This window comes from Halomonas sp. MCCC 1A13316, assembly GCF_014931605.1.
GTDB lineage: Bacteria > Pseudomonadota > Gammaproteobacteria > Pseudomonadales > Halomonadaceae > Halomonas.
Window position 1 is genome coordinate 3,132,308 of sequence record NZ_CP053382.1, and the last position, 16,368, is coordinate 3,148,675.

Annotated in this window: 15 protein-coding genes; 4 read left to right on the plus strand and 11 right to left on the minus strand. The window is 62.9% G+C overall.

Annotation, left to right across the window (positions count from 1 at the left end):
• Positions 1-42: 42 nt before the first annotated feature.
• The 4 genes from htpG to HNO52_RS14535 form a co-directional block, all read right to left on the minus strand.
• On the minus strand, positions 43-1,947 hold the full coding sequence (gene htpG, locus HNO52_RS14520; protein ID WP_197565969.1) for a molecular chaperone HtpG: 1,905 nt from the start codon (positions 1,945-1,947) through the stop codon (positions 43-45).
• 92 nt (positions 1,948-2,039) lie between these two features.
• Entirely contained in the window at positions 2,040-2,510 is a 471-nt protein-coding gene (locus tag HNO52_RS14525) for a PaaI family thioesterase (protein WP_197565970.1), read from the minus strand.
• Positions 2,503-2,997, minus strand: coding sequence for a PaaI family thioesterase (locus HNO52_RS14530; RefSeq protein WP_197565971.1), 495 nt, complete (start codon positions 2,995-2,997; stop codon positions 2,503-2,505). The genes HNO52_RS14525 and HNO52_RS14530 overlap by 8 nt, the downstream gene beginning before the upstream one ends.
• A 44-nt stretch (positions 2,998-3,041) precedes the next feature.
• Complete coding sequence (locus tag HNO52_RS14535) at positions 3,042-3,380, minus strand: YkvA family protein (RefSeq protein ID WP_232090311.1); 339 nt, start codon at positions 3,378-3,380, stop codon at positions 3,042-3,044.
• 169 nt (positions 3,381-3,549) lie between these two features.
• Between HNO52_RS14535 and HNO52_RS14540 the strand changes: the two genes are divergently transcribed.
• Positions 3,550-5,508, plus strand: a complete 1,959-nt coding sequence (locus HNO52_RS14540) for a transglycosylase SLT domain-containing protein (RefSeq protein WP_442907057.1) — start codon at positions 3,550-3,552, stop codon at positions 5,506-5,508.
• A gap of 14 nt (positions 5,509-5,522) precedes the next feature.
• Here the strand turns inward: HNO52_RS14540 and HNO52_RS14545 are convergent, their stop codons facing one another.
• Positions 5,523-6,164 carry a LysE family translocator gene (locus HNO52_RS14545; protein WP_197565972.1) on the minus strand — a complete coding sequence of 214 codons (642 nt, stop codon included), beginning with the start codon at positions 6,162-6,164 and terminating at the stop codon, positions 5,523-5,525.
• Between the two features lie 333 nt (positions 6,165-6,497).
• On the opposite strand from HNO52_RS14545, the gene HNO52_RS14550 reads away from it, so the two are divergent.
• Positions 6,498-6,704 carry a cold-shock protein gene (locus HNO52_RS14550; protein WP_102626783.1) on the plus strand — a complete coding sequence of 69 codons (207 nt, stop codon included), beginning with the start codon at positions 6,498-6,500 and terminating at the stop codon, positions 6,702-6,704.
• A gap of 125 nt (positions 6,705-6,829) precedes the next feature.
• Here the strand turns inward: HNO52_RS14550 and HNO52_RS14555 are convergent, their stop codons facing one another.
• The 3 genes from HNO52_RS14555 to HNO52_RS14565 all read right to left on the minus strand — a co-directional run bounded on the left by HNO52_RS14555 (position 6,830) and on the right by HNO52_RS14565 (position 10,309).
• On the minus strand, positions 6,830-7,660 hold the full coding sequence (locus HNO52_RS14555; RefSeq protein WP_197565973.1) for a hypothetical protein: 831 nt from the start codon (positions 7,658-7,660) through the stop codon (positions 6,830-6,832).
• Between the two features lie 133 nt (positions 7,661-7,793).
• On the minus strand, positions 7,794-9,701 hold the full coding sequence (locus HNO52_RS14560) for a M48 family metallopeptidase (RefSeq protein ID WP_197565974.1): 1,908 nt from the start codon (positions 9,699-9,701) through the stop codon (positions 7,794-7,796).
• 11 nt (positions 9,702-9,712) lie between these two features.
• Positions 9,713-10,309 carry a LemA family protein gene (locus tag HNO52_RS14565; RefSeq protein ID WP_197565975.1) on the minus strand — a complete coding sequence of 199 codons (597 nt, stop codon included), beginning with the start codon at positions 10,307-10,309 and terminating at the stop codon, positions 9,713-9,715.
• 105 nt (positions 10,310-10,414) lie between these two features.
• On the opposite strand from HNO52_RS14565, the gene HNO52_RS14570 reads away from it, so the two are divergent.
• On the plus strand, positions 10,415-12,013 hold the full coding sequence (locus HNO52_RS14570; RefSeq protein WP_197565976.1) for a cation:proton antiporter domain-containing protein: 1,599 nt from the start codon (positions 10,415-10,417) through the stop codon (positions 12,011-12,013).
• Between the two features lie 30 nt (positions 12,014-12,043).
• Positions 12,044-12,331 (plus strand): hypothetical protein, encoded by a 288-nt coding sequence (locus HNO52_RS14575; RefSeq protein WP_197565977.1) that lies wholly within the window; start codon positions 12,044-12,046, stop codon positions 12,329-12,331.
• 66 nt (positions 12,332-12,397) lie between these two features.
• Here the strand turns inward: HNO52_RS14575 and pepN are convergent, their stop codons facing one another.
• The 3 genes from pepN to HNO52_RS14590 form a co-directional block, all read right to left on the minus strand.
• Positions 12,398-15,031: an aminopeptidase N gene (pepN, locus tag HNO52_RS14580; RefSeq protein ID WP_197565978.1), complete on the minus strand. Its 2,634-nt coding sequence runs from the start codon at positions 15,029-15,031 to the stop codon at positions 12,398-12,400.
• A 72-nt stretch (positions 15,032-15,103) separates the two neighbouring features.
• Positions 15,104-15,511 carry a YbaN family protein gene (locus tag HNO52_RS14585; RefSeq protein WP_197565979.1) on the minus strand — a complete coding sequence of 136 codons (408 nt, stop codon included), beginning with the start codon at positions 15,509-15,511 and terminating at the stop codon, positions 15,104-15,106.
• Between the two features lie 140 nt (positions 15,512-15,651).
• Positions 15,652-16,182, minus strand: coding sequence for an Hsp20/alpha crystallin family protein (locus tag HNO52_RS14590; RefSeq protein WP_197565980.1), 531 nt, complete (start codon positions 16,180-16,182; stop codon positions 15,652-15,654).
• Between the last annotated feature and the right edge of the window lie 186 nt (positions 16,183-16,368).

The window sequence follows — 16,368 nt, forward strand, 5'->3', positions numbered from 1 at the left end:
CTGATAAGAGGTGGTATGGCCCGGAGAGACCGGAGTCGAGGCTCAGGCCGTCAACAGGGCGTTGAGGCGACGCACATAGGCCGCCGGGTCGTCGAGGTGGCCACCTTCGGCGATGATCGCCTGGTCGAGCAGCACCCGAGCCAGGTCCTCGAAGCGTTCACTCTCGGCGGCTTCTAGCCGCTCCACTAGCGCATGCATCGGGTTGAGCTCTAGGATCGGCTTGACCTCAGGCATCGTCTGCCCGGCAGCTTCCATGATGCGACGCATCTGGTAGCCCATCTCATGCTCGGGCAATACCACGCAGGCTGGGGAATCGGTCAGTCGATGGGTCACCTTGACCTCCTGCACCGAGTCACCCAGCGCCTCCCTGACTCGCTTGACCAGGTCCTCCTTGGCCTTGGCGGTCTCTTCCTGAGCCTTCTTCTCCTCTTCGCCCTCGATCTCGCCGAGGTCGAGGTCACCCTTGGCCACGTCGATGAACCCTTTGCCCTCGAACTCGTGCAGATGGCTCATCAGCCACTCGTCGATACGGTCGTGCAGCAGCAGCACTTCTATGCCCTTCTTGCGGAAGATCTCCAGGTGCGGGCTCGATTTCGCCGCATTGAAGCCATCGGCGACGATGTAGTAGATCTTCTCCTGCCCTTCCTGCATGCGCGAGACGTAGTCGGCCAGCGACTGGTCCTGAGTGGTGCTGTCGGTAAGCGTGGAGGAGAAGCGCAAGAGAGCGGCGATCTTGTCGCGATTGGCGAAGTCCTCGGCGGGGCCCTCCTTGAGTACGCTACCGAAGGTGTTCCAGAAGGTCTGGTAGGCCTCCTTATCCTTGGCCAGCTTCTTGAGCATGTCCAGTGCGCGCTTGGTCAGCGCACCCTTGATCTTCTCGACCTTGGGGTCCTGCTGCAGCAGCTCGCGAGAGACGTTGAGCGACAGTTCGCGGGTATCGAGCACGCCTTTGATGAAGCGCAGGTAGAGCGGCAGGAACTGCTCAGCGTCGTCCATGATGAAGACGCGCTGGACGTAGAGCTTGACGCCCCGGGAGCCATCACGCTCGTACAGATCGAACGGCGCGCGCCCCGGCACGTAGAGCAGGCTGGTGTACTCGAGCTTGCCCTCGACCTTGTTGTGGCTCCAGGTCAGTGGATCGCTGAAATCGTGAGCTACGTGCTTGTAGAAGGCCTTGTACTCGTCTTCGGAAACCTCGCTCTTGGGCCGCACCCACAGTGCCGTAGCCTCGTTGACGGTCTCCCAGGTAGTGACCTCACTGCCCTCGATCTCGTTGCCCTCGTCGTCCTTGGCCGTCTCGACCTTGGGCATGCGCACCGGCACCTCGATATGGTCGGAGTACTTGCGCACCAGGCTCTTCAGGCGGAAGTCGTCGGCAAACTCCTTGGCGTCTTTTTTGAGGTGCAGGACGATCTCGGTACCGTGCAGTTCGCGTTCCAGGTCGGCGACGGTGAACTCACCCTCGCCCTTCGAACGCCACTCGACGCCTTCGGCCTTGTCAGTGCCCGCCTTGCGCGTACGCACCGTGACCTCGTCGGCGACAATGAAACTTGAATAGAAGCCCACGCCGAACTGGCCGATCAGGCGCGCATCCTTCTGCTGCTCACCAGAGAGCTGCTTGAGGAACTCCGCGGTACCGCTACGCGCGATGGTGCCGAGGTTCTGGATCACCTCGTCGCGGCTCATGCCGACACCGTTGTCGCGCACGGTGACGGTGGCGGCCTTCTCGTCGTGCTCGATCTCGATGCGAAGCTCGCTGTCGCCTTCGTAGAGCGCATCGTTGTCGAGCGCAGCATAGCGCAGCTTGTCACAGGCATCGGCGGCGTTGGAGATCAGCTCGCGCAGGAATATCTCCCGGTTGGAGTACAGCGAGTGGATCATCAGATGCAGCAGTTGCTTCACCTCGGTCTGGAAGCCGAGGGTTTCCTCGTGAGCGGTCGTGGACATGGATCGGTTACCTCATGGCTTGAACTCACGGCGCCGCGTGGCGCGTCGCCGTTTCAGAACTGTTCAGCGATATGGGGTCCGAGTTGGGATTTTCAAGCGTCGTTCGGCTCCAGCGCAGCCAATACCAGGTGCAGTCGGGCCGTGGCCACCGGCCGATCCTCCGACTCCTGCCAGGCCGTGACCTGGACGTTGGCCAGGCGCCGCCCTTCGCGCAGCAGTTGGCAGCGGGCATGAGTGGGCACCACCCGGGCCGTGCGCAGGTAGTCGATGGAGAAGTCGACGATGCGCGGCAGTCGCGGCTCCCGCACCGACAGCATCAGATCGAGGGTGCCTGCGGTTTCCATGAAGGCCGCCACCACACCGCCATGCAACGCCGGCAGCAGGATATTGCCGACGTTGTGCTCACACGGCTCGAGATGAAAGATCAGGCCGTCGCCGTCAGCGTCCGGTGTCGCCGACACACCGATATAGCGAGCATAGGGGAGCCGCTCGAGCCAGGCGGCGACATCCCCTTCGGCACGAGTCCGGGCCAGCCAGGCCACGTCGTTAAAACCTTCAGGCATGATCGGCCTCCCCGAATAGCGCCTCGGCAAATCCCTCGGGCGTATTACGCTCCCCGAGACGCACGAAGTTGCCGATACCGCGAGCGACAGGCCGGCCCGGCTCCTGCCACAGCGTTCCCTCGGTAAATACCATCGCATTCGTTAGGCGTAGCACACGGGCCTCGGCCATGATCGGCTGGCCCGCTACCGCCGGTCGGTAGTGGTCGACGCGCAGGTCGAGCGTCGGGCAGACCTCAGGCGCCGGCAATCCGCACAGCACCGCCGAGCCGCAGACGGTATCCAACAGCATGGTCAACACACCGCCGTGTACCAGGCCTCTGCCGGTATCGCCCAGCAGCTCGTCGCGCCAAGGCAAGCGCATGGTCACCTCAGGCGGCTCGACGGAAAGAACTTCGAGCCCCAACTCTCGGGTATGGGGAATAACCGTCACGAAACGCGCCAAGGCGGTACGCCACTTGCCGGCAGAAATCTGGGGGACGTCGGGCATCGAGAGGCCTCACTGAGGTCCAAGTCAGGAATCAAACGATCGTATCAAAGTTGTTCTTCGTCGTCCCCCTTCCCTTCAATGGGCTTTCCCCGCCACGCACGGTAGCCATCCAGGCTGCGATCGACCCGAGTCAACAGCCAACCGACGATCACCATGTCATCGAAGACACCGATAAGAAGAAGCCAGTCGGGAATCAGATCCAATGGCGAGACGAGATAGGCCAATGCTACCAGCATCCAGCCGAAGGCCGACCATGGCGGTGGCCGGTAGCGGCCTTTCACCACGTCTTGGCACATGGGCACGAAGAGTTTCAGGGCACGCACGATCTGGCTCAGTATCCGCGAACGGCGGCGCAGCCGGCCCACGATATTCCAGGGTTTCACTTTTGTTCCTATCCTCTCAGCTTCGTCACATCCAATTGCCCCTTCACCATAGGTGTTCCTCGACACGACGCCTACCTCGCAGTTCCGTTGGATTGGTGCGACACTAATCCCGTCGTGCCAACCGGCCACCATGTCGCCTACGCCGCCAGCGAACTGAACGAGGTTTACCATGTCGCCGATGCTCCCCTTGAGGCAGTGCCTGCGGCGCTGCCGCTTCCTGGTCGCCACTTCCCTTTTCTGCCTGCCGCTGGTCGGGCAGGCAGATGACGTCGCCATGCGCGAAGCGCTCGAAGCCGCGCGCAGTCATGAGTGGCAGCGAATCGACCAGGCCGCCATCGACGGCCACGTGCTGGAAGGCTACGTGGAGTATCACCGTCTGCGCAGCCGCCTACCCCATGCCGAACCGGGGCAGATACTGGGCTTCATCGAGCGCCACCAGGACTCGCCCCTTGCCGACTGGATGCGCGGCCAGGCGATCAGCCGTTATGGCGCCGCCGGGCGCTACGGCAGTCTGCTGGCCGTGGCCGATGGCGAGCCAAGTGGCACGGAGCGCCAATGCAACTACTACACGGCACTGCTCGGCAGTGATCCCCAGACAGCGGCCGAAGGTGGCCGTACCCTTTGGCGCGTTGGCCGCTCTCAGCCAGACGCCTGCGACACGCTATTCGACCGTCTGCGCGCCAACGGCGAGATCAGCGAGCTGGATATCTGGGAACGCATGATGCTCGCCTGGGAACAGGGCGAGACCGGCCTGGTCAGCTACCTGGGACGGCAGCTCGGTAGCCGCTGGCAGGAAGGTCTAGAGGCCGTGGAGCAACTGCAGCGCAGCTATGCCGACATCACCCGGATCCCCACCTGTATCGGCCCCGAGTGTCTCGGCAGTGGACCGCTGTTTGCCGCCGCGATGCGTGGCTTCGTCCGTGCCGATACCGAAGCCGCCATGGAAGCGTGGCGCAAGATCGCCGCGCATCTGCCGATCGAGGAGGATCATCGCCACGCCATCGAAGAAGACCTCGCCTTCTATTCGCTGGTGCGTGACATCGAGCACAATATGGGATGGGTGGACGAGGCCCTGCCGCGAATCGGCACCGCCCGAGTGCTCGAATTGCGCATTCGTTACGCATTGGCGAACCGTAACTGGAGCGACGTGCTTCGCTGGGTCGATCTGATGCCAGACGACGCCCGTGAAGACAGCCGCTGGCAGTACTGGAAGGCTCGCGCCCATGAACAGTTGGGCGACCAGGAACGGGCCGAGGTGGCCTATGCGCGCGCCGCTCAGGAGCGCAACTTCTTCGGTTTCGCTGCTGCCGATCGCATCGGCCGACCCTACTCCCTGAACCTGGAACGCAGCACATTCAACGACAGTTTCCGCGATCAGGTGGACCAGTGGCCAACGGTAAAGCGCACCGAGGCGCTGCTGCGCATCGGTGAGGAGGGCCTGGCCAACAGCGAATGGCTGCATGCGGCAGCCAACGCCTCGTCGCGTGAAGTCAGGGCACTGGCCGATTATGCCGCTCGCCGCGGCTGGCACGCGCGGCTGGTACAGACGACTATCGCCGCCCAGCTGTGGGATGCTCTGGACTGGCGCTTCCCGGAGGCCTACCGCGAACATTTCGTGCATTGGGGCCAGCAGACCGGAGTCGATCCATACCTGCTGATGGGCATCGCCCGCCGAGAGAGCGCCTACAACCCGGAGGCGCTGTCGCCGGCCGGTGCCCGTGGTTTGATGCAGTTGATGCCGGGCACCGCATCCCTGCTCAGCCGTCAGCTCGGCATCAACGACCCCGGCCCCTACGGAGTGCTTGATCCCGAAGTCAACATTCGCCTGGGCAGCACCTACATTCGTGACATGACCAACCGCTACCGGGGCAACCGCCTGGCTGCGGCGGCGGCCTACAATGCCGGCCCAGGCCGGGTCGATCGCTGGCTGCGCGATGCCCCTGAGGAGTTCGACCTGTTCGTCGAATCGATTCCCTTCCGCGAGACCCGCGACTACGTCCAAGCGGTACTCGCCTACCGAGTCATCTTCGAGAGCCTGGCCAACGACGGCAGCAGTGAAGGCGTGGCAATGCTCAGCCAGGCGGAGAAGACGATGCGCTACGACGCCTCCCTGCTCGCTCGCAACTAAATAGTCCTTTTTTGTCAGGCTGGCTGACGTTCCAGCGCCAGCCTGACGCCGAACAGGATCAGCACCGCGCCGGTCACACCGTTCAGCGCGCGGGCGAAGAGCCGACTGGCCAGCCAGCGCCCCGCGCTACCCACCATGAGCACGATGGCAATCTGCCACAGGTTGGCAATCACGAAGTGCACCCCGGCAAGCCATAGCGACTTGAGCAGCGCCGGGTCGGTCGGCGCGATGAACTGGGGCAGAAAGGCCATGTAGAAGACCACTGTCTTGGGATTGAGCACATTGGAGAGCAACCCTTCTCGCAGCGGCTTCCAGGCCGGTACGGATTGGCGCTCTCCCTGTATCGCTTGTACTGGCAGACCGCTACCGCGTCGCGCGGCGACCAAGCCATTGATGCCCAGCCATATCAGATAGGCTGCTCCCGCCAGCTTGAGCGCACTGAAGGCCCAGGCCGACTGCAGCAAGACCAGCGAAATACCCAGCGCCGAGATGGTGGCATGCACGAACAGACCGCAGCAGATCGCCAGGCTGGTGAGTACACCATCGCGTACCCCTCCGCGAGCGGTGTTGCGAATGACCAGCAAGGTATCGACCCCCGGACTCATCGAAAGCAGGGTAATGGCGATCATAAATGGCCAGAATTGTGCGTCCGGCATGGCAAGGCTCCGGTTAGGTAGGACATGAGCTTGAGGACCCGACGAGCAAGGTAGCCGAGGGTGGTCAGGGCTGGCTGCGGGTAGCACAAAGTATGGCTAATTTAAGGCAACGGATTCGCTGGACGCTCGGAATTTTTCTATCTACAGTGGATTGAGCGGATGGCATGGGTGAAGTGTGCGTCCGCTGCGTTGGCCTGCAAGTGGAAAGTCGTCCTGTCGTATGTCGAAAACTCGATAGACCCGAAGCGCACTTTTCGTTTCCTGCCCTCGCACTTCGGGCCCGGCATTGCCGAGTGCCCAGCACGATCAATCTGTAAGTAAGGAAAATGGACAATGGCAACTGGCACTGTCAAGTGGTTCAACGATACCAAGGGCTACGGCTTCATCTCTCCGGACGACGGCGGTGATGACCTGTTCGCGCACTTCTCCGAGATTCAGGCTGAAGGTTTCAAGACCCTGCAGGACGGTCAAAAAGTGACCTTCGAAGTAACCCAGGGCAAGAAAGGCCTTCAGGCCTCCAACATCCGGCTCGCCAACTGAGGTAACGCCTCGGCAGGCCCGGCGCCTGGCTGTCTTAAGATAGACCGGCAGTCAGACGAAAGGTCCACTCCAAGGAGTGGACCTTTTTCATACCCGCCTTGCCAAACCCAGTTCGGTATGCGAACTCAGCCCTCAGGAGCGGGGTCGGCCTGGGAACGGCTCTCGGGCTGGGACGTGGCCTCTGTGTTTGACTCGGCTTCAGGATCGGGGGCGGCCTGGGAGCGGCTCTCGGGCTGGGACGGTACCTCAGCGTTTGGCTCGGCTTCCGGCTCGGGCTCGATCTTCGGGAGATCGCGTCCAGGCTCGCTTCTCTCCGCCTCTTCGAACTGTTCGTCGAGTTCACGCCTCGCCTCTTCAAACTGTCGCTCGCTCTCTTCGAGCCAGGCGTCGACGTCCGACTGCGTGATTTCTCCGCTTCGCTCCGCCTCGCGCTCGATGGCAGAAGAAGCGCCATCCTCCTCCATGGGCTCGAGTGACGGCTCGGGATCGCTGTCCCCCTGCATGGGCTCCAGGGTGGGATTGCTGCGTTCCACTTCCTCGAACTGCTGTTCGATCTCGCGCTGCGCTTCCTCGAAGCGACGCTCGGTATCCTCGATGATCGCATCTACATCGGAACGGGTAGCCTCACCTGGGAGCGCGCTGCCCTCTTCCAGCGCATCGACCGGGGATTCGCCCAGCGTTTCACTGTCGGCGTCGATTTCCTCGTTCTCTCCAGTTGATGCTTCCTCTTCCGATTCGGCGGGCATCGACTCGCCCTCGGCCGATTCCTCTGGCTCCTCCGCAGGAGGCGGGGCCGATGGCTCCTCTTCGGGAGGCTCGCTCGCTGGTGCCGTCTCGGCTGCGGGCTCGTTGTCCTGGGCTGGCGCGGCCGGCTCATCGCCGTCGTCGCCGCAGCCTGCCAGCATCAAGGCAAGGGTCAAGGCCGCAGCGGCCGGAATCCAGGGTGTCTTGGCCATCGGTTTTTCTCCCATCCGTATGAGACCCGCAAAGGGGCACTATTCCAGCAGAGCCCGACGAACGCTGCAAGCCGCCGGCTCCTGCGCCTCCTAAGGGTTGGACAGCAGCGAGCGAGAACGATCCGCTCGCGTCTCAATCCAGCGCGGCCAGAGGCAACGGGCAGTCAAGCGACCAAGCCACGGCCTGCAGCAGTTCAGCTTCGCGTGGATAGATCCGACCGTCATGGGAGACGCAGCTCGCCATGGCATCGATCAGCCTGACCCGCTCGTCATCGCCCAGCTGACGGCAACGATCCAGAGCCCAGTCGAGCTCCTGAGGCGTTGCTGGCTGAGGCAGCCACATCATGCTCAGGCCCAGCGTATCGGCCGCTTCGCGGAATGCTTCCGCAGCCCGCGCCTCTTCATCGCTACCCGCCAGCGCCAGACTCGACAACAGGCGTGCCACTGCATCCTCGATCCGTACCAGCGCTTGTCTACGCCCTCGATGATACGTCGCTCCTTCGCTGCCGACGACGACCAGGCGATGCAAGGCCCACTGCAGGGCACCGGGTTCGTGCTCGGCAGCCATCAGTCGCTCGAGGCAATCGCGAAAGTGCGCGTACTGGGTCACCGAAAGCTGCCGCAACAAGGGCAGGCACAGCTCGATCAACGCCAATCGCTGACCCGGCCGCACCTCGGAGAGCGGCTTTTCGAGGCGCTCCAGCTCCGCCAGCACATCCGGCAGGGCGGCTTCGATCAGGACCTCGCGCTGGCGAGCTCGGCTGGTCGGTTCGGCTCCCATGAGTATGCCGTAGATCACGGCACGGGCCGCATAAGGCTCGTGAGCGGCCTCGAGCAGCACGGGATCGATGCTGGCCAGCGCTCCTCGCGCCTGCTCCACGTCCTGCTCGCGTGGGTTGCCTATCCGCTGTGCCAGCGTCGCAGCGGGCGGCATGAGCATGGCATCGTCCAGAACGGTCGCCCGGGCCGGCCTTGATTGTGCTCGCTCATCGCCCGAGCCAGTTGCGGCAGCGGTCTCTCGCGTGGCGTTCGGCTCGGGCAGGCTGCCGTCCCATTCCGGCTCGAGGCGCCGAATGCGGGTCGGCAGCGGCGGATGAGTGGCGGTGAGCCCACGCAGACCCGCCAGGCCACGGCTGAAATAGAGGTGACTGAACTCCTCGGCGCGAGTCGCACGCAGCTCGGAGCCCTGCGCTGCGACGCGCTTCAAGGCATCGGCCAGACCGGCTGGGTTGCGGGTGTACTGTACTGCGCTGGCATCTGCCAGGAACTCGCGCTGGCGGCTCACCGCCGCCTTGATCAGGTTGCCGCACAGGGTGCCGACGAAACCCACCAGCATCAGCGCAAGCCCGGCACCCAACAGCACCGCATGGCCGTTGCCTCGGCGAGAGCCACGCACCACCCGGCGGGTCGCCATGCCCCTCAGCAGCATGCGACCGACGAGGCCGTTCACCAGGATGCCGTACAGCAGGGCGATCAAGCGCATGTTGAGGCGCATGTCGCCATGCAGGACATGACTGAACTCGTGGGCGACCACGCCCTGCAATTCACTGCGCGCAAGAGTCTGGATGGCACCCTGGGTCACGCCGATAACCGCATCCTGGGGCGTGTGGCCTGCGGCGAAGGCGTTGATGCCGGGCTCGTCGAGCAGGTAGACCGTCGGCACCGGCAGCCCTGCGGCAATGGCCATCTCCTCGACCACGTTCAGCAGGCGACGCTCATCGGCATTGCGCGTATCGCCATTGATGGGTCGGCCTCCCAGCGCCTCCGCTACCGCGGCCCCACCGGCGCGAAGCTGCAGGTGACGGACCAGGCTGCCGCTGCCGACTACCAACAGTACGCCCAGGGCGACGCTGCCGAGCAGTAGCGGATCGAGCACCCGGGCCAGCGGATCGGCGGCCGACTGACCACCATCGAGCAGCACCATGGCCAGCGCCACCACCGCAACGGCCGCAGCCATCATGCCCGCCACTGCCACAATCAACAGCAGGACCAGCCAGATGGTGAGGCGTCTTGCGCGCTCCTGGGCACCGAAGAAATCCATGGCCGTATGCGTCAGAAGCGAACGCTGGGCGCGGCCTGGATCTCGGCGCTATCGTCGAACTCCAGCAGCGCCGCATCTTCGCTGTGACCCAGCGGCCCCGCCAGCAGCACCGGCGGGAAGCTCTGCTTGTAGGTGTTGTACTGCATGACCGCGTCGTTGAAGGCCTGGCGGGCGAAGGCGACACGATTTTCGGTGCTGGTGAGGGTCTCGGAGAGCTGGTGCATGTTGTCGGAGGCCTTGAGGTCCGGATAGGCCTCCATCACTACGTTGAGCCGCCCCAGGGCGGCCCCCAGTGCACCCTCGGCACCAGCCAGTTCGGCCATGGCGCCGGGATCGCCCGGCCTGGCGGCGGCCGACTTCAGCCCGGCCAGGGCGGCGTTGCGCGCCTCGGTCACTGCAGTCAGTGTGTCGCGCTCGTGAGCCATGTAGGCCTTGGCGGTTTCCACCAGGTTGGGGATCAGGTCATAGCGTCGCTTCAGCTGCACCTCGATCTGGGCGAAAGCATTCTGGTAACGGTTCTTCAAGGCCACCAAGCGGTTGTAGATGCTGACGCCGTAGACCACCAGCAGGGCCAGCACTACCAGTAGCACGATTGTCGTGACTTGCATGTTATCTCCTCGAAGCGGGCCCTTGGCGATGACGCCGCCAGTGCCATTTGCGCAGCAAACTTTTACACTCAGCTCTCGAATACATTATCAGAACATTGGGGATAGATGATCGACGCCGCTTTCATCATTGCCGCCTGCCTCGGTGGCGTGACGGCCCTGGCCATACGCCTGCCGCCACTCGTCGGATTCCTGGCGGCCGGCTTCGCCCTCAACATGCTGGGCTATGAGTCGACGCCGCTGCTTACCACGATCGCGGAGGTCGGCGTGACGCTGCTGTTATTCAGCATCGGGTTGAAGCTCAACGTTCGCCACCTGCTCAAGGGCGAGGTATGGGGCAGCGCATCGTTGCACATGATAGGGTCCAGCCTGCTCTTCCTGCTCGTTCTCGGCGCGCTCAAGTGGCTGGGACTGGAACAACTGGGGAACACTGGCTGGTCCACCCTGCTGCTGCTGGGCTTCGCCCTCTCCTTTTCCAGCACGGTCTTCGTGGTCAAGGTTCTCGAAAAACGCAGCGAGACCCAGTCGGCTCATGGCCGCCTGGCGCTCGGGGTGCTGATCATGCAGGACGTCTTCGCCGTCATTTTCATTTCGACCTCGTCCGGCGAACTGCCAAGCCCCTGGGCTCTTGGACTGGTACTGCTGAAACCTCTGGCGCCGCTGCTACGTCAGACACTGGATCGCTTCGGACACGGCGAGATGCAGATGCTGTTCGGCATGTTCCTGGCCCTGGTGCTGGGTTACGGCCTGTTCGAACTGGTCGGCCTCAAGGGCGACCTCGGCGCTCTGGTCATCGGCCTGCTGCTGGCGCCGCATCCCGCCGCCGGCAACCTCTCCCGTTCCATGTTCAACCTGAAGGAGTTGCTGCTTGTGGGCTTCTTCCTGAGCATCGGCTTCACCAGTACGCCGACTTGGGAGATGCTGGGCCTGGCCATGCTGCTGGTACTTGTATTACCGCTCAAGAGCCTGCTCTACCAAGTGGTTTTCATGGCGTTCCCGATGCGGCACCGGACCTCGCTGCTGGCCACCCTGACGCTCACCAACTATTCCGAGTTCGGCCTGATCGTAGGCGCCCTGGCGGTCGCCACGGGCTGGCTGGCACAGGAGTGGCTGGTCGTGCTGTCACTGGCGGTAGCCCTGAGCTTCGCTTTTTCCGCCGTGCTCAATACCGTCAGCGAGAGCGCCTACCGTCGTCTGGAGGCGCTGCTTCCCGCCAGGCAGGAACAGGCGCTGTCGACCCGTGAACGACCGATCGAAATCGGCGACGCCCAGGCGGTGGTACTTGGCATGGGGCGGATCGGACGCAGCGTCTATCGGCGACTGCGCAAGCAGTATGGCCTGAGGGTACTGGGCATCGACAGCAATCCAAAGACCGTCACCGACCTTGGCGAGCGCGGTTTCAATCTGCTCGAAGGAGATGCGCTGGATTCGGATTTCTGGGATAAGTTGCTGATGTCGGACGACGTGCAAATGGTCATCCTGGCCATGCCACACCATTCGGGGAACCTCTTCGCGCTGCAACAGCTGCGCAACCGTCAGTTCCCTGGTCGCATCACTGCAGTCGTCGAATATCCCGAAGAGATCGAACCGATACGCGAACTGGGGGCCAATGCAGTCTTCCATGTCTATGACGAGGCGGGGAGAGCCTTGGCAGACAGCGCTGCCGAAACCGCAGGAGTCGCGCCCGTGGCGCAGCAGATGGGCTGAGACGAGCCCCATTCAGACGAGAGAGCGCATATGCAGGACTTCTTCACCTGGCTGGGTCGCACCCTGGGCGAGATCATTCGCTTCGTGGTCGACCTGCTGGTTAACTTCTTTCAGAACCTGGGCGCTTCCGCCCGTGGCTTTTTCGATGGCCTGGCAACGTCGCTGGGTATCTCCCCCTCGCTGGTCAGCCTGGCGGTACTGCTGCTCGGCCTGTGGCTGCTCTACCTCGCGCTGCGCGCCCTGCTGCGCCGACGCCTCTTCGCCACCCTGATCTGGGCGTTGCTGGGGGTGACGGTGCTGAGCTGGCTCATCTACTAACCCCAACCTGAAACAAAGTGCCGCCCCTGGGGCGGCACTTATGGTTACCAAGAAATTACCCTTTACTCATGCAAGGGCTTTTTCGATCACCTCATAAACATTCGGCGAGAGCTCCTCGGCGCGGATGCGTTCGAGCTCACTCTTCATCAGTTCCTGGCGCGATTCATCGAAGCGCTGCCAGCGGGTCAACGGCGTCACCAGGCGTGCGGCGATTTCCGGATTGAGCCGGTTGAGTTCGATCACCACATCGGCCAGTAGCCGGTAGCCCTCGCCGTCGGCGCGATGGAAGTTGATCCGGTTCTGGTTGGCGAAGGTACCGATGAGCGCGCGCACCTTGTTCGGATTCTTCAACGAGAACGCCGGGTGTGCCATCAGGTGCTTGACCCGATCCAGCGCGTCCGCCTGTGGCCGGGTTACCTGGATGGCGAACCACTGGTCCATCACCAGGGAGTCGTGAGCCCACTTCTCGCCGAAGGCACGCAGCGCGGGGCGCGCCAGGTCGTCGCGGCTGCTGTGGGTCAGCAGCGTCAGCGCATGGCGAACGTCGGTCATGTTGTGGTCGGCCTCGAACTGCTGGCGGGCGAGTTCGATGGCCTGCTCATCCTCGATCGCCATCAGGTAGGAAAGCGCCACGTTCTTGAGGCTGCGCCGGCCGATCTGGTCGGGTTCGGGCGCGTAGGGCTCATCGCTACGATTCTCCTCGTAGAGGCGCAGGAAGTCGTCGCGCAGGGTCGCGGCCAGCGACTGCTTGACGAAGACTCGCGCGGCGTGGATTGCCTCGACGTCCACCAGTGGCTGCTGTTCTGCAATATAGGCCTCTGAGGGCAGGGACAGCATCTCGGCCAGCACCGCCTTGTCGTCGCCGTTGCGTTCCAGCAGAGCACGGAAGGCCTCGACCACGCGGGTATCCATGACTTTCTCGACGCCATTGCGATGGGCGGCGATCAGGTCATCCAGCGCCAGCATGGCCAACCGCTGGCCGGCATCCCAGCGGTTGAAGCCATCGGAGTCGTTGGCCAACAGGAAGGCCAGGTCCTCGCGGCTGTAGGGGAAGCGCAGCTGAACCGGCGCCGAGAAGCCACGCAGCAGCGAAGGCACCGGCGCCTCACTCACATCGGTGAAGACGAAGGTCTGCTCCGTCTCGCGCAGGTGGATCACCCCATCGCTATCGAGCGACTCCCCATCCAGCGTCAAGGGCAGGTCGCGCCCCGACTTGGTACCCACCAGGCCCATACGCACGGGAATGTGCAGCGGCTGCTTCTCTGGCTGCCCAGGCGTCGCAGGCGTACGCTGCCGCAGGGTCAGATGGTACTCAGCGTTGGCGTAGTCATACTCGCCGTAGGCGTCGATCTCCGGGGTGCCGGCCTGGGAATACCACCGCATGAATTGGGAGAGATCCTGGCCCGACGCCTCGGCCATGCAGTCGACGAAATCCTCGATGGTCACCGCCTGGCCGTCGAAGCGCTCGAAGTAGAGATCGCTGCCCCGCCGGAAGGCCTCCCAGCCCACCAGGTTGCACAGCATGCGCACCACTTCGGCACCCTTCTCGTAGATGGTCAAGGTGTAGAAGTTTCCGATCTCGATGTAGTGGTCGGGGCGCACCGGGTGCGCGGTGGGCCCAGCATCCTCGGCGAACTGAGCGGTGCGGAAGAAGGCCACGTCCTCGATGCGCTTGACCGGCGCCGAATTGACGTCGGCGGAGAAGCACTGATCGCGGAATACGGTGAAGCCCTCCTTGAGCGAGAGCTGGAACCAGTCGCGGCAGGTCACTCGATTGCCCGACCAGTTGTGGAAATATTCATGGGCGACGATACCCTCGACCCGCTGAAACGTCGCATCGGTGGCGGTATGCGGATGGGTCAGCACTGCCGCGGAGTTGAAGATGTTGAGCCCCTTGTTCTCCATGGCGCCCATGTTGAAGTCATTGACCGCCACGATCATGAACAGGTCGAGGTCGTACTCGCGCCCGTAGGTCTCCTCGTCCCACTGCATCGCACGCTTGAGCGAAGCCATGGCGTGGTCGGTCTTGCCCAGGTTCTCCTCTTCGACCCAGACCTGCAGCGCGACCTCGCGTCCATTCATGGTGGTGAAGCGATCCTCAACCTTCTGCAGGTCGCCGGCCACCAGGGCGAACAGGTAGCTGGGCTTGGGAAACGGATCGTTCCAGGTAACGAAATGGCGGTCACCCGGCAGCTCGCCCTGCTCCACCGGATTGCCATTGGAGAGCAGGACCGGCAGGCTCCTCCTGTCGCCGATTACCGTGGTGGAGAAGGTCGCCATGACGTCCGGGCGGTCCGGATAATAGGTGATGCGACGAAACCCTTCGGCCTCGCACTGGGTACAATACATCCCGTTGGAAAGGTAGAGGCCTTCCAGCGCCGTGTTCTCACTGGGTGCGATCTCGACTTCCGTCTCCAGGCGAAACTGCCTGGGAGGGTTATGAACGCTCAGCCCGGCATCGCTGAGCGTATATTCGTCATCGGCTAACATCTGACCATCGATGGCGATGCGCTTGAGAATCAGCTTTTCGCCATCGAGTTTTAGAGCCTCATCGCCCGAACTTTGCGGGTGACGCTCCATTTGCAGGCTCGCCTTGACCTTGGTCGCAGCGGGGTCCAGTTCGAAAGTCAGCTCGACATGGGTCACTCGGTAGGCGGGCGGCCGATAATCGTGACGATGGGTCGGCTTGGGTTCAGACATCGGGAAGACTCCTGTCCATGATCGATGCCCATTGTACGGGTGGCGACTCCCCAATCTCAAAGACAGCTGGTGCTAACGACGCACCAGACGTGCAGCGGCCCCCGCTTCCACCCTGCCGGGCTCGGGGCGTGTGGCGATCCAAAGCCCCAGCAGAACGAGTCCAGCCACCAGCAGGAGTTTTAACCAGACCATGCTGAGGGTCAGGATGAGCACCACGACCGATAACGCCAGCATCCAACCAGCAATCCATTTGGCATGTCGCGGTATGGCGCGCTGACCCTCCCAGGCCACCACGGTAGGACCGAAACGTGGATGCTCGCGAATCCACAGGGCAAAGCGCGGCGAACCTCGCGATGCTGCCCACACGGCCAGCAGCATAAAGCAAGTCGACGGCATCAACGGGACGAAGACGCCCAACACTCCGAGTGCGAAGCTGACCCAGGCCAAGGCAATGTAAACGGCTCGACGAAGCGAGTGCATGCAAAAAAGCTCCCATTCAGGCTTTCCCTGCTGCTCTCATTGAAGCCCATCTCGCCGTCACAGGCCAATCGGTCATGCCTATGACGCGATTAGAAAAAGAAAAGCCCGCCCGAAGGCGAGCTGGAGTGCCGAGACAGTGGCTACTGGATAGGGATTTCACGGCGATTGGCTCTCACCTCGCCGGTACGAGGTACGTGCACCTTGAGCACGCCGTTGACGAACGAAGCTTTGATCTCGTCTGCTCTCGCATCGGAGGGTAGATCGAGCACCCGGCGGAAGCTGCCGTAGGTACGTTCGATACGCTGGTATCTATCGTCCTTGGCACTACTCTCCTGCCGCTTCTCGCCCTCGATGATCAAGCGATCGTCATCCAAGGTCAGCTTGACGTCCTTTTCGTCAACGCCCGGGACCTCGACGCTGATCAAATACTCCTCGTCGCGCTCGGCAATGTCGAGCTGCGGCCTGAGCAGGCTGGCCATCTCGCCGAAGCGACTCTCTAGCGTCGGCATGCCGAACTGACGCATGACGCCATCCACCCAGCGATCGAGTTCCTGGTGCATGCCGAGCAACGGCGCTAACTCGCCATGACGAGGCTCCACGGGTGCCGGTGCAGCGGCATCGCTGCGCTCGCTCTTGAACCAGTTCCAGGGAGAAAGTTTGTGTAGATTCATACGCCACCTCCTGTTCGTCCTGAGACACGTGACGCATCGGACAGGCCGCTGGGACCTGTGTATGCATGAACAGGATTGGTGGCATCGAGTCGGTTTTCAAGAAGAGTTAAGTACGCGCTTGCGCCAGATCATATACTCCGCCATCGACCGATGCCGATAGCAGGCCGAACCATGGTCGATGGCGAA